Raw genomic sequence first — 13,671 nt, 5'->3', positions numbered from 1 at the left:
CGGCATGTACACCCCGCGCGCCTTCGCGCAGACCGACCTGGCGCGGCTGGATGGGCTGATCGCGCGCGATGCCTTCATCACCCTGATCACGCAGCACGAAGACGGCACGCCCGAGGTCAGCCATCTGCCGGTGCTCTACGCCCGCGACGGCGCGCGCATCGTGCTGGAAGGCCATTGGGCCAAGCCCAACCCGCAGGCGCGCCACGCGGGCAAGGCCCTGGCCATCGTCCACGGCCCGCATGCCTATGTCTCGCCTTCGGCGTATCCGGACAAGGCGCAGGCCGCGCGGGTGCCGACCTGGAACTACGCCGTCGCCCATCTGCACGGGGTGCTCGAACGCATCGAGGACACCGATGCCCTGGCCGACCTGGTCGACCGGCTCAGCGCGCATTACGAGGCCAGTGTCGGCCGCGACTGGCGCTTCGAGCACGACGACCCGCGCCTGACCCGGCAGCTGGCCGGCATCGTCGGCTTTCGGCTGGTGGTCGAGCGGGCCGAGCTGAAGTTCAAGCTCAGTCAGAACCATCCGCGCGCCAATCAGCAGGCGGTGATCGAGGATCTGGCCGCGCGTGCCGATCCGGGGGCGCGCGAGGTTGCCGCGCTGATGCGTGGCGATGCGGGCCTGACCGATACCGCAGACTGACGGAGCGGCGCCCATATGTAGAGCGGAGCTTGCTCCGCCGCCTTTCGGCTGGATCGTCGGCAAGCCGTAGAGCGGAGCTTGCTCCGCTGCCTTTCGGCCGGATCGTCGGCAAGCCGCAGCGGAGCAAGCTCCGCTCTACAAGGAGGTTGCGGCTTGATGTGAGCGCCGTTGCTTCCACCAGGCAGAACGCGACACCATAACACGCTTGGCGTCACAGTAACGCCCCGCGATCCGAATCGGAGCACTGCGATGGACCTGAACCTTTCCGGCCGCCATGCGCTGGTCTGTGGCGCCTCGGAAGGCATCGGCCGGGCCGCCGCGATCGAACTGGCGCTGCTGGGCTGCGATGTCACCGTGCTGGCCAGGCGCCAGGCCATGCTGCAGCAGCTGGTGGCCGAGCTGCCTGTCGTGCAGGAAGGCCAGACGCATGGCTGGCTGTTCGGCGACGACGGCAAGACCGAGATGCTCTCCACCGATGTGGTCGGCCTGGCCGCGCGCAAGCCGGTGCACGTGCTGATCAACAACGGCGGCGGGCCGCCGGGCGGGCGCGCCATCGACGCGGATCTGGACGCCTACCTCACCGCCTTCCGCCACCACACCCTGGCCAACCATGTGCGCGTGCAGGCGGTGCTGCCGGGCATGCGCGCCGCCGGCTGGGGCCGCATCGTCAACGTGGTCTCGACCTCGGTGTACGAGCCGATCCCCAACCTGGGCGTGTCCAACACCATCCGCGCCTCGGTGGCCGGCTGGGCCAAGACGCTCTCGCGCGAGCTGGGGCCCGATGGCATCACCATCAACAACGTGCTGCCCGGCTTCACCCGCACCGCGCGCATGGATCACATCGTCCAGGACCGGATGCAGGCCAGCGGCCAGAGCGCCGAGCAGATCCTGGACGGCATCGCGCAGGGCGTGCCCGTGCGCCGCATCGGCGAGGCGGCCGACATCGCCGCGGCCATCGCCTTCCTCGCCAGCCCCGCCGCCGGCTACATCACCGGCGTCAGCCTGGCCGTGGACGGCGGCCGCCTGCAGTCGATCTAGCGCCTGCACGCGGCCGCGACCCTTGCCCTGATCGAATCCGCCCATGCCTGAAGGTCCCGAGATCCGTCGCGCCGCCGATCGCCTGTTCGAGGCGGTCGGCAACCAGCCCCTGGAGCAGGTGTGGTTCTACCCGCCTTCGCTCAAATCCAAGCAGCGCGGGCTGATCGGCGCGCGCATTACCGCCATCGAGACGCATGGCAAGGCGATGCTGACGCGCTTCGACAACGGCACCACGCTGTACACGCACAACCAGCTCTATGGGGTGTGGCGGATCGCCGAGGCCGGCGAGCGGCCGGAGACTACCCGCAGCCTGCGCGCGGCGCTGGAGACGGCCGACAAGGCCATCCTGCTGTACTCGGCCTCGGACATCGCGCTGTGGAAGAACGCGGACCTAGCCCGCCATCCCTTCCTGTCCAAGCTCGGGCCGGACGTGCTGGACAAGCGCCTGACCGCGGCGGCGGTGGAGCGGCGGCTGCAGGAGCCGCGCTTCATGCGCATGTCGCTGGCCGCGCTGCTGCTGGACCAGGGCTTCCTGGCCGGGATGGGCAACTACCTGCGCTCGGAGGTGCTGTTCGAGGCCGGCATCGCGCCCACGCGCGCCGCGGCGGGCTTGAACCCGGACGAGCGCCGGCTGCTGGCCAGGGCGCTGTTGGATGTGCCGCGCCGCAGCTACCGTAGCCGCGGCATCCGCAAGGCGGCGGGCATGCGTGCCGACTACCTGACCGATACGCCCGATGGCTTCGCCTTAAAGGTCTTCGACCGCGCGGGCGAGCCGTGCCTGGACTGCGGCACGCTGATCCGCCGCCGCGAGCTGGCGGGACGGCGGCTGTACGACTGCGCGCACTGCCAGCGGTAGCCTTGTGTTGCTGTGGGTGAGGGCAACTGTCTCCTCACATCTCGCAGTGGCCTACCTGTAGCGCGGAGCTTTTGGCTATCCCCTTTTGGGGACTCCGCTGCTCTTTGTTCGGTTCGTGGGTAAGGCCCGAGCGGAGCAAGCTCCGCTCTACAGGTGGGAGCCGCCATGGCGGCGATGAAGCTTTACCGGTAAAGCCCATCGCCGCCATGGCGGCTCCCACCAAGCTCACCAAGTTCCCACTAAGTTCCCAACAAGCGCCTGAGCAGGGGCTTCCATACCGTCTTCGCGGGGGCTTCTGCGATAATCGCGGGCATGAGCGATCTCAAAGACCTGCTGCGCAACAACCTGGACTGGGCCGACAGGGTCCGCAAGGACGATCCGGGCTTCTTCGAACGTCTGTCCAAGCAGCAGTCGCCGCGCTATCTGTGGATCGGCTGCTCCGATTCGCGCGTGCCCGCCAACCAGATCCTGGGGCTGGACCCGGGCGAGGTGTTCGTCCACCGCAACGTGGCCAACGTGGTGGTGCACAGCGACCTCAACTGCCTCTCGGCGGTGCAGTTCTCGGTCGATGTGCTCAAGGTCGAGCACATCCTGATCGTCGGCCACTACGGCTGCGGTGGCGTGCATGCCAGCATGACCGGGGCGCGGATGGGCCTGGTGGACAACTGGCTGCGGCATGTGGGCGACGTGGCGGGCAAGCACGCGGCGCGCCTGGAGCGGGTGGAGAACGAGGCCCTGCGCCACGCGCGCCTGTGCGAGCTCAACGTGATCGAACAGGTCGCCAACGTGTGCCACACCACGATCCTGCAGGATGCCTGGGCGCGCGGCCAGCAGGTGGCCGTGCACGGCTGGTGCTACAGCCTGTCCGACGGCCGCGTGCGCGAGCTGGGCATGGACGTGGCCGGCCCCGACGATCTGCAGCCGGCCTACGCGCGCGCCCTGGCGGCGATGCCGACCACCGGCAAGCGCGACGCCTAGCCTGCCCCGCCTCGTTCCCAGGAGTCCGCCATGCTGCCCGCCCCGCTCAACCTGCAGGCCTGGATCGAGGAACACCGCCACCTGCTCAGGCCGCCGGTCGGCAACAAGGTGATCTACGCAGGCGACTTCATCGTGATGGTGGTCGGCGGGCCGAACGCGCGCACCGACTACCACTACGACGAGGGGCCGGAGTGGTTCTACCAGCTCGAGGGGCAGATGGTGCTGCGCATCCAGGAGGACGGCGCGCCGCGCGATATCCCGATCGGCGCCGGCGAGATCTTCCTGCTGCCGCCGCGCGTGCCGCATTCGCCGCAGCGCATGGAACACTCGGTCGGGCTGGTGATCGAGCGCCGCCGTCTGCCGGATGAGCAGGACGGGCTGCTGTGGTTCTGCGAGCGCTGCAACCACAAGCTCTATGAAGAGTATTTCCCCCTGCGCAACATCGAGACCGACTTCCCGCCGGTGTTCGACCGCTTCTACGCCTCGCGCGAGCACCGTACCTGCCAGGCCTGCGGTCACCTCAACCCGGCGCCGACGCGCTATGTGATGCCGGATACGTGAGCAGGAGTGGGTGGTGCGGCGAGGAGTGAGCGGTAGCGGCTTAGGCCTCGCGCGCTTGCCTTCGCTTTACTCACTCCTCACGCCTTCGCGCTCACGCCTCGCCCCACCATGTCCCCGTTCCTGCGCAGCCTGATCCGCCTCAAGCCCCGCGATATCCCGGTGCGGGTGGCGCTGCGCAACTCCTTCGCCGTGTTCGCTTCGCTGGCCGGCGGGGTGTGGGCCGGCGAGCCGGCGATCGGCCTCGGCATGGCGATCGGCGCGCTGCAGACCATGTTCGCCGACCAGCCCGGCGCCTACGGGCTGCGCATGCGGCGCATGCTGATGACCGCCTCGATCGCCGGCCTGTCGGCGGCGGTCGGCATCCTGGTCGGCCAGCACCTGGCGCTGCTGGCGGTGGCGGTGTTCGCGGTGGGCTTCGCCGGCGGCCTGGTGGTGGCGCTGGGGCCGCTGGCCGCGCGCAACGGCCTGGCCAGCATGATCCTGCTGATGGTCTGCGCCAACATGGGCCTGTCGCCCGCGCAGGCGCCGGGCGTGGCCTTGCTGATCTTCGCCGGCGGTCTGCTGCAGATGGTGATGGCGGTGGCGGCCTGGCCGCTGCAGCGCTACCGGCCCGAGCGCTTCGCCCTGGCGACCATCCTGCAGCAGTTGGCCATCACCGCGCGCACCCGTCCCGACGCCAGCCAGCCCTCGCCCACCCTGCAGGCGGCGCAGGACACGCTGCTGTTGCTGCACGGCCAGCACCACACGCGCGGGGTGGCGCTGCAGTCGTTCCGCATCATGGCCGAGCTGTGCGAGCGCACCCGCATCGACCTGCTGGCGCTGGCCGATGTGCATGCGCGCCTGGAGGACGCCAAGGCGCGCGAGCTGCTCGAGACCGTGCTCAAGCAGGCCGCCCTGGTGCTCGACCATCTGGCCGCGGCGCTGCGCGAGGCCGCCTCGCCGCAGCGCGCCGAGGGCGACGTGGCCCGGCTGCAGGCGCTGGTGCCGGCGGTCGAGGCCGCGCGCAAGCAGGCCGCCACGACCCGCGATCAGCGCCTGCTGCGCCTGGCCAGCGGCCGCGCCGCGGGACTGGCCGGACAGCTGCGTGCGCTGGTGCGCAACGGCTACTGGGCCAGCAGCCAGGGCCAGATCAACGCCCAGCAGGTCGAGGCGCGGCTGCCGCCGTCGATGCGGCCCGATTCGCCCTGGGTGACGCTGCGCGCCAACCTGACGCTGTCCTCGGCCGCGTTCCGCCACGCGCTGCGCTGCGCCACCGCGCTGATGGTCGCGCTGGTGCTGGAGAAGACGCTGAAGCTGCCGCACGGGACCTGGATCCCGATGACCACCGCGATCGTGCTCAAGCCCGATTTCGGCGGCACGCTGAGCTTCGGCGCCGGGCGCGTGGTCGGCACCCTGGCCGGGCTGGTGGTCGGCACGGCGCTGATCCACTACGCGATGGACGGCACGGTGGTGCGCCTGTTGCTGCTGTGGCTGTTCTGTTTCGGCTTCCGCCTGACCACGCAGATGAACTACGGCCTGGGCGTGGCCCTGCTGACCGGCATGCTGGTGATGCTGCTGTCCTTCGAGGGCTATGCGCCGGGCGAGGCGCTGAGCGCGCGCGTGGTCGCCACGCTGATCGGCAGCGCGCTGGCGATGCTGACCTATGCGCTGTGGCCCACCTGGGAAGGCAAGCGCACCCGCACCGCACTGGCGACGCTGCTGGAGGCCGACCAGCGGCACCTCAGCGCGCTGCTGGCCGGGCGCGTGGACGTGCTGGACGACACCCGCGTGGCCGCGCGCGCGGCGCGCACCAATGTGCAGGCCTCCATCGACCGGCTGCGCGCCGAGCCGCGCCGCCACGGCAACCGCGACGAGGCGCAGCTGGCCGAATCGCTGCTGGCCAACGCCACGCGCCTGATGCGCGCGCCGCTGACGCTGGAGGCCCAGCTGCGCGAGGGCGCCGCGCTGCCCGATCTGCCTGAGCTTGGCGCCTTCGCCCAGGCGCTGGACGCGGCCCTGGGCGCCCAGGTGCGCTATCTGCGCCAGACCGGCAAGTTCTCCGAGATCCCCACCCTGCGCCCGGACGAGCGCCGCCTGGCCGAGGCGGTGCCGCACGAGCAGGAGACTGCCTTCGCCCTGCTCGATGCGGCCGACCGCATCGCCGACAGCGTCGATACCGTCACCCACCTGCTGCGCCGCCGCCATGCCCGGTCTTCTGCGGCCCCGGTCGCGGCGGCGGGCGGCGCGCCCGGGTAGACTCCGAGGCTTCGCCGCGCGCTCCGAGGCTGTCGGACGCCGGTGCTTCCTCGATTCGCTCAAGTTCCCAAGCTTCCATGTCCGACGCCCGCACGCACGCCATCGCCCTGGACGCCGCAGATCCGCTGCGCGGCTTCCGCCAGGAATTCCTGATCCCCCGGCACAAGCACACCGAACAGGTGTACTTCTGCGGCAACTCGCTCGGCCTGCAGCCCAAGGGCGCGCGCAAGGCGGTCGAACAGGTGCTGGACAAGTGGGCGCACGAGGCGGTGGAGGGCCACTTCCGCGGCCAGGGCCAGTGGATGACCTACCACGAGCAGGTGCGCGAGCCGCTGGCGCGCGTGGTCGGCGCGCTGCCCAGCGAGGTGGTGGCGATGAACACCCTCACCGCCAACCTGCACTTCATGATGGTCAGCTTCTACCGGCCCACGCGCGAGCGCCCGGCGATCCTGATCGAGGCCGGCGCGTTTCCCTCCGACCGGCATGCGGTCGAGTCGCAGATCCGCTTCCATGGCTTCGACCCGGCCACCGACCTGATCGAGCTGGAGCCGGACGAGGCCGAAGGCACCATCTCGATGGCGGCGCTGGAGGCGGCCATCGCCATGCACGGCCATCGCCTGGCGCTGGTGCTGTGGCCCGGCATCCAGTACCGCACCGGGCAGGCCTTCGACCTGGCCGAGGTGGCGCGGCTGGCGCACGCGGCCGGGGCGGTGGCCGGCTTCGACCTGGCCCATGCGGTCGGCAACCTGCCGCTGGCGCTGCACGATGCGGATGCGGACTTCGCCGTGTGGTGCCATTACAAGTACCTCAACGCCGGGCCGGGCGCGGTGGCCGGCGCCTTCGTGCATGCGCGCCATGCGCACACCGACCGGCCGCGCTTCGCCGGCTGGTGGGGACACGAGAAGCAGACCCGCTTCCTGATGGCGCCGCAGTTCACGCCGACGCCGGGCGCGGAAGGCTGGCAGCTGAGCAATCCGCCGGTGCTGGCGATGGCCCCGCTGCTGGCCTCGCTGGCGCTGGTCGATCGCGCCGGCGGCATGGCGGCGCTGCGCGAAAAGTCCGAGCAGCTGACCGGTTTCCTGGAGGAGCTGATCGAGGCGCGCGTGCTGGACACGCTGGAGATCATCACCCCGGCCGAGCCCGAGCGCCGCGGCTGCCAGCTCTCGCTGCGCGTGGCCGGCGGGCGCGAGCGCGGCCGCGAGCTGTTCGACTACCTGGTCTCTGTGGGGGTGCTGGGCGACTGGCGCGAGCCGGACGTGATCCGCATCTCGCCGGTGCCGCTGTACAACAGCTTCAAGGACGTCTATCGCTTCGTCGAGGAAGTGGAACTGTGGCGCGGCGTATGAGCCCGGTCGCCACCGCGGGCGCCATGCGTTGAACGTCTCGGCACGCCCCATCACCCTGATCGGCGCCGGCCTGGCCGGCAGCCTGCTGGCGATCCTGCTGTCGCAGCGCGGCTGGCAGGTGACCCTGTTCGAGCGACGCGGCGATCCGCGCATCAAGGGCTACGAGTCGGGCCGGTCGATCAACCTGGCCCTGGCCGAACGCGGCCGCCATGCCCTACGCCAGGCCGGTGCCGAGGACGCGGTGATGTCACGCGCGGTGATGATGCGCGGGCGCATGGTGCATGCGCTCGGCGAAGCGCCGCAGCTGCAGCGCTACGGTCGCGACGACAGCGAGGTGATCTGGTCCATCCACCGCGCCGACCTCAACATCGCCCTGCTCGACCTGGCCGAGGCGGCCGGGGCGAAGATCCAGTTCTACCGGCGCCTGCACACGGTCGATTTCCCCGCCGGCTATGCGCGCTTCATCGACGATCGCGACGACTCGCCGCACGACATCCGCTTCGACACGCTGATCGGCGCCGACGGCGCCGGCTCGGCGCTGCGCGCGGCGATGGACCGCGCCTGTCCGTTGGGCGCGCGCACCGAGTTCCTGGGGCATTCCTACAAGGAACTGGAGATCCCGCCGGCCGAGGACGGCGGCTTCCGCATCGAGCCCAACGCGCTGCATCTGTGGCCGCGCGGCGACTACATGTGCATCGCCCTGCCCAACGACGAGGGCACCTTCACCGTCACCCTGTTCCTGCCCAACGAGGGGCCGACGAGCTTCGCCACGGTGGCCAGCGGCGCGCAGGCCCGCGCCCTGTTCGAACGCGACTTCCCCGACGCCCTGCCCCTGATCCCCGACCTGGTCCACGACTGGGAGGCGCATCCGCCCGGCCTGCTCGGCACGCTCTATCTGGACCGCTGGCACCTGGGTGGACGCGCGGTGCTGCTGGGCGATGCGGCGCACGCGATGGTGCCCTTCCACGGCCAGGGCATGAACTGCGCCTTCGAGGACTGCGTGGCGCTGGCCGAGCAGCTGGACCGGGCCGATTCGCTGGCGCAGGCCTATGCGGCCTTCGAGGCCCAGCGCAAGCCCAATGCCGCGGCGATCCAGGCCATGGCCCTGGAGAACTACATCGAGATGCGCGACCGCGTGGACGATGCGGACTTCCTGCTGCAGCGCCAGCTCGAGCAGGCGCTGCAGCAGCGCCACCCGGACCGCTTCGTGCCGCACTACACGATGGTCACCTTCATGCGCATCCCCTACGCGGTGGCGCTGGAACGCAGCGAGCTCCAGCGCCAGCTGCTGATCGAGGCCACCGCCGGCAGGCGCGCGCTGGCGCAGGTGGACTGGGACTGGGTGGACGCGCAGGTGCGGGCGCGCCTGAGCGTGCTGACCGACAGCGCCTGAAGCACAAGGTGCAGGCTTATGGCGTCGGGCCGGTCGAACCGCGCAGCACGCAGCGCGTGGCCATCACCAGCCGGCGCACGGGCAGCTCGGGCGACTTCATCCGCTCCAGCAGCAGCGACATGGCGGCCCGGCCCATCTCCTCAACGGGTTGTTCGACCACGCTGATGCCGGGCTCGACCAGCTCGGTCCAGCGCTCGTTGTCGAAGCCGGCCAGGGCCAGCTGATCGGGAATGGACAGCGCCGCCGCGCGCGCGGCGCGCAGCGCGCCCATCAGCAGCAGGTTGTTACTGGTCACCAGCGCCCGCGGCCGGTCCGGCTGCGCCAGCCACGGGCCGACCTCGGCGATGGCGGCCTCCGCCGTGGGCTCGATCTCGCGGTAGTCCGGCGCCAGGCCGTGGGCCTGCATCGCGGCCAGATAGCCGTCGCGGCGCTCGGTCGCGGTGGTGCTGGTGCTGCCGAACAGGCCGCCGATGCGGCGATAGCCCTGCGCCAGCAGATGCCCGACCAGCTCGGTCATGGCCGCGGCGTTGTCGATCACCACGCTGTCGTGCCGTCCGCTGGCCGGCGCGCGGTCGACCAGGACGGTGGGATAGTCCCATTGCATGCGCTCGAGCCGGCCCACGGTGGTGCGGGTGGGCGCGAAGATCAGGCCGCTGATGCGCTCCTCCTGCATCATCTGCAGGTACAGCGCTTCGCGCGATGGATCCTCGTCGGTGTTGCACAGCATGACGCGCAGCCCCTGCTGATAGGCCACCGCCTCCACCGCGCGGATCAGGGCGGTGAAGAAGGGATTGCGGATGTCGGCCACGATCACCCCGACGATGCCGCTGTGGCGCGAGCGCAGGCGCCGGGCCTGCAGGTTGAGCCGGTAGCCGGTCTGGGCGATGGCCGCCTCCACCCGTGCGCGCACCTCGGCGCTGACCGCGCCGCCGCCGATCACGCGCGAGACCGTGGACTTGGACACGCCCGCCACCCGGGCCACGTCGTTGATGCTGATGCTCACTGGGATCGTTTCCCTCGCTTCCTCGCCGGTTCCGGCTGCCGTGGCCCGGTCACAGCGTAGCGCGGCCGTGGCCTTTCGCTTTTGTGCAGTGCACATTGAAATTTCGGCTGGGAACGTTCCCAATTGCTTCCCAAGAGATCTGCTTGGAGTTCCTCGTGTCGCCACAACCCTCCCCCGCACCGGTCGCGCTGGAACTCGTTCGCCTCAATGCCCAGGCGCGCGACAAGGCCGATGCCATCGCCCAGGTCGCCCAGCTGCTCACCGCGGGCGGCTGCGTGGCCGAGGGCTACCAGGCCAGCATGTCCCGTCGCGAGGAGCTGGCGAACACCTTCCTCGGGCACGGCGTGGCCATCCCCCACGGCCTGGGCGAGGACCGTCACCTGGTGCGCCGCGACGGCATCGCCGTGCTGCAGCTGCCGCAGGGCGTGGAATGGAATCCGGGCCAGATCACCCATCTGGTGGTCGGCATCGCCGCCCAGTCCGACACGCACATCACCCTGCTGCGCCGGCTGACGCGGCTGATCCAGGACGAGGCGACGCTGCAGCGCCTGTTCACCACCGCCGAGGCGGACCAGATCGTCGCCGCGCTGTCCGGCGAGACGGCCAGCCAGCCGGCCGCGCCGGTCAGCGACCTGGAGCATCGCTTCGACTGGACCATCGCTTACCCCAACGGGCTGCATGCGCGCCCCGCCACGCGCTGGGCCGAGGCCGCGCGCCGCTTCGTGGCGCGCCTGCAGGTCCGCGCCGGCGACCAGGCGGCCGACGCCAAGAGCCTGGTGGCGCTGCTGCAGCTGGGCCTGCGCCAGGGCGATGCGATCGTGGTCTCGGCCGAGGGTCAGGACGCCGAGCCCGCCCTGGCCGCCCTGCGCAAGGCGATGGACGGGCTGATCCTGCAGGAGAAGGCCGACGCCGAGCGCGCCGCCCAGCGCCGCGCCGCGCCGGTCAACGGCTGGACCCCGCCCGAGGCGCAGGCGGCCATCGTCGGCATCGGCGCCAGCCCCGGCCTGGCGATCGCGCCGGTGCATGTGCTGGCCGGCGCGCAGACCGAGGTGGCCGACCGCCCCACGCCGCTGGGCGAAGGCGGCGCGCGGCTGCATCAGGCGCTCAGCCGCACCCGCCAGCAGCTGCGGGCGCTGGAGGACGACACCCAGCGCCGGCTGGGCGCGGCGGACGCGGCGATCTTCAAGGCCCAGGGCGCGCTGCTGGACGACACTGATCTCATCACCCGTGCCTGCCAGCTGATGGTCGAAGGCCATGGCGTGGCCTGGTCCTGGCATCAGGCCATCGAACAGACCGCCTCTGGCCTGGCGGCGCTGGGCAACCCGGTGCTGGCCGGACGCGCCGCGGACCTGCGCGATGTCGGCCGGCGCGTGCTGGCCCAGCTCGATCCCAGCGCCGCCGGCGGCGGCCTGGCCGACCTGCCCGACCATCCCTGCATCCTGCTGGCGGCCGACCTGTCGCCGTCGGACACGGCCAACCTGGATCCGCAGCGCGTGCTCGGCCTGGCCACCGCGCAGGGCGGCCCGACCTCGCATACCGCCATCCTCTCGCGCACGCTCGGCGTGCCGGCGCTGGTGGCCGGCGGCGCCGACCTGCTGGCCGTGGCGCCGGGCACCGAGGCCATCCTCGACGGCAATAGCGGGCGCCTGTACCTGTCGCCCTCGGCCAACGACCTGGCCGCCGCGCGCGCCTGGATCGACGAGCAGCGCCAGGTGCGCGAACGCGAGGCCCAGCAGCGGGCACAGCCGGCGCAGACCACCGATGGCCATCGCATCGACATCGGCGCCAACGTCAACCTGCCCGACCAGGTGCCGCTGGCGCTGGAACAGGGCGCCGAGGGCGTGGGCCTGATGCGCACCGAGTTCCTGTTCCTGGAGCGCAGCAGCACGCCGGACGAGGAAGAGCAGTTCCAGACCTATGTGGCCATGGCCGCTGCGCTGGACGGGCGCGCGCTGATCGTGCGTGCCCTGGACATCGGCGGCGACAAGCAGGTGGCGCACCTGGAGCTGCCGCACGAGGAGAATCCGTTCCTGGGCGTGCGCGGCGCGCTGCTGCGCCGTCCCGACCTGCTCGAACCGCAGCTGCGCGCGCTGTATCGCGCCGCCGCCCAAGGCGCGCGCCTGTCGATCATGTTCCCGATGATCACCTCGGTGCCCGAGCTGGTCGCCCTGCGCGGCATTTGCGAGCGGCTGCGCGCCGAGCTGGACGCCCCGCAGGTGCCGATCGGCATCATGATCGAGGTGCCGGCCGCGGCCGCCCAGGCCGATCTGCTGGCCCAGCACGCCGACTTCTTCTCCATCGGCACCAACGACCTGACCCAGTACGTGCTGGCGATCGACCGCCAGAACCCCGAGCTGGCCGCCGAGGCCGACAGCCTGCATCCGGCCGTGCTGCGCGCCATCCACAGCACGGTCGAAGGCGCCCGCGCCCACGGGCGCTGGGTCGGCGTGTGCGGCGGCCTGGCCGGCGATCCGTTCGGCGCCTGCCTGCTGGCCGGCCTGGGCGTGGACGAGCTGTCGATGACGCCCAACGACATCCCGGCGGTCAAGGCGCGCCTGCGCGCCGCGGCGCTGGCCGATCTGCAGGCGCTGGCGCAACAGGCCCTGGCCTGCGCCGACGCCACCCAGGTGCGCGCGCTCGAGGGAGCCGGCGCATGAGCCCACGCGTGCTGACCGTCACCCTGAATCCGGCGATCGACCAGACCGTGCGTCTGGATACGCTGGAGCCGGGCCACGTGCACCGCGCCGGGCGCAGCCGGGACGACGCCGGCGGCAAGGGCATCAACGTGGCCGCCTGCCTGGCCGACTGGGGCGTGCCGACCACGGCGCTGGGCGTGATCGGCGTGGACAACGAGGCGGTGTTCCGCGGCCTGTTCGAGCTGCGCGGCATTGCCGATGCCTGCCTGCGCGTGCCGGGGTTGACCCGCACCAACATCAAGCTGGTCGAGCGGGACGGCCGCACCACCGACATCAACCTGCCCGGCCTGTGCCTGGACGCCGGTGCCCTGAACGCCGTCGGCCAGCGCCTGGCGGCGCTGCTGACGCCGCAGATGCCGGTGGTCCTGTCCGGCAGCCTGCCGGCCGGCCTGCCGCCCACCGCCTGGGCGCAGCTGCAGGCCCAGGTCCACGCGGCCGGTGCGCGCGTGCTGCTGGACAGCAGCGGCCCGGCGCTGGTGGCCGCGCTGGACGGCGAATCGGTGCCGTTCGCGGTCAAGCCCAACCGCCACGAGCTGGAAGCCTGGACCGGCCAGTCCCTGGACGATCGCGACGCGGTGCTGGACGCCGGCCGCGCCCTGCTGGCGCGCGGGGTGTCGCTGGTCGCCATCTCCATGGGCAGCGACGGGGCCCTGTTCCTCGACCGCAGCGGCGCCCTGCTCGCCCGGCCGCCGCGCCTGGCCGATGGCAGCACCGTCGGCGCGGGCGACGCGATGGTGGCCGGCATCGCCGCGTCGCTGCTGGAGCCGTCCTTCGACCTGGCCGGCTGCGCGCAGCGGGCCACCGCCTTTTCCATGAGCCGCCTGCACAGCGGCGATGCCCGCCGGCTCGATCCGGCCCAGGTCCGCGCCTGGGCCGGCGAGGTCCGGATCGAACGCGTGGCCTGACCCTTCGCGGCCCGGCA

At 71.6% G+C, this 13,671-nt stretch carries 11 protein-coding genes; 10 read left to right on the top strand and 1 reads right to left on the bottom strand.

Annotation, left to right across the window (positions count from 1 at the left end; all coding sequences use genetic code 11):
• Positions 1 to 4 precede the first annotated feature (4 nt).
• From EAT51_RS11750 to EAT51_RS11715, 8 genes are all read left to right on the top strand, one after another.
• A complete protein-coding gene (locus EAT51_RS11750; protein ID WP_130518185.1) occupies positions 5 to 643 on the top strand; it encodes an FMN-binding negative transcriptional regulator in 639 nt (212 codons plus the stop codon).
• Positions 644 to 892: 249 nt separating this feature from the next.
• The gene (locus EAT51_RS11745; protein WP_130518183.1) at positions 893 to 1,681 is read left to right on the top strand and encodes an SDR family oxidoreductase; all 789 of its coding nucleotides are present in this window, start codon (positions 893 to 895) and stop codon (positions 1,679 to 1,681) included.
• 43 nt (positions 1,682 to 1,724) lie between these two features.
• A complete protein-coding gene (gene nei, locus EAT51_RS11740; RefSeq protein WP_130561663.1) occupies positions 1,725 to 2,537 on the top strand; it encodes an endonuclease VIII in 813 nt (270 codons plus the stop codon).
• A gap of 312 nt (positions 2,538 to 2,849) precedes the next feature.
• Positions 2,850 to 3,515: a carbonate dehydratase gene (gene can, locus EAT51_RS11735; RefSeq protein ID WP_130518179.1), complete on the top strand. Its 666-nt coding sequence runs from the start codon at positions 2,850 to 2,852 to the stop codon at positions 3,513 to 3,515.
• A gap of 30 nt (positions 3,516 to 3,545) precedes the next feature.
• A complete protein-coding gene (locus EAT51_RS11730) occupies positions 3,546 to 4,076 on the top strand; it encodes a 3-hydroxyanthranilate 3,4-dioxygenase (protein ID WP_130518177.1) in 531 nt (176 codons plus the stop codon).
• Between the two features lie 108 nt (positions 4,077 to 4,184).
• Positions 4,185 to 6,311, top strand: a complete 2,127-nt coding sequence (locus EAT51_RS11725) for an FUSC family protein (RefSeq protein ID WP_130518175.1) — start codon at positions 4,185 to 4,187, stop codon at positions 6,309 to 6,311.
• Between the two features lie 77 nt (positions 6,312 to 6,388).
• The gene (kynU, locus tag EAT51_RS11720; protein WP_130518173.1) at positions 6,389 to 7,657 is read left to right on the top strand and encodes a kynureninase; all 1,269 of its coding nucleotides are present in this window, start codon (positions 6,389 to 6,391) and stop codon (positions 7,655 to 7,657) included.
• A gap of 28 nt (positions 7,658 to 7,685) precedes the next feature.
• Positions 7,686 to 9,050, top strand: a complete 1,365-nt coding sequence (locus EAT51_RS11715) for an FAD-dependent oxidoreductase (RefSeq protein WP_228257905.1) — start codon at positions 7,686 to 7,688, stop codon at positions 9,048 to 9,050.
• A gap of 16 nt (positions 9,051 to 9,066) precedes the next feature.
• On the opposite strand, the gene EAT51_RS11710 is transcribed toward EAT51_RS11715, so the two are convergent.
• Positions 9,067 to 10,053 carry a LacI family DNA-binding transcriptional regulator gene (locus tag EAT51_RS11710; RefSeq protein ID WP_130518171.1) on the bottom strand — a complete coding sequence of 329 codons (987 nt, stop codon included), beginning with the start codon at positions 10,051 to 10,053 and terminating at the stop codon, positions 9,067 to 9,069.
• A gap of 155 nt (positions 10,054 to 10,208) precedes the next feature.
• Here EAT51_RS11710 and ptsP point away from each other — a divergent pair, with 155 nt between their 5' ends.
• Together ptsP and pfkB are read left to right on the top strand one after the other, a co-directional pair.
• Positions 10,209 to 12,710 (top strand): phosphoenolpyruvate--protein phosphotransferase, encoded by a 2,502-nt coding sequence (gene ptsP, locus EAT51_RS11705; RefSeq protein ID WP_130561662.1) that lies wholly within the window; start codon positions 10,209 to 10,211, stop codon positions 12,708 to 12,710.
• Positions 12,707 to 13,654, top strand: coding sequence for a 1-phosphofructokinase (pfkB, locus tag EAT51_RS11700; protein WP_130561661.1), 948 nt, complete (start codon positions 12,707 to 12,709; stop codon positions 13,652 to 13,654). The genes ptsP and pfkB overlap by 4 nt, the downstream gene beginning before the upstream one ends.
• The last annotated feature ends 17 nt before the right edge of the window (positions 13,655 to 13,671 follow it).

Origin of the sequence: Pseudoxanthomonas winnipegensis, from assembly GCF_004283755.1 — a bacterium.
GTDB classification, from domain to species: Bacteria; Pseudomonadota; Gammaproteobacteria; order Xanthomonadales; family Xanthomonadaceae; genus Pseudoxanthomonas_A; species Pseudoxanthomonas_A winnipegensis.
Note: the sequence above shows the minus strand (reverse complement) of the source record. Positions and strands in the feature narration are given on the sequence as shown.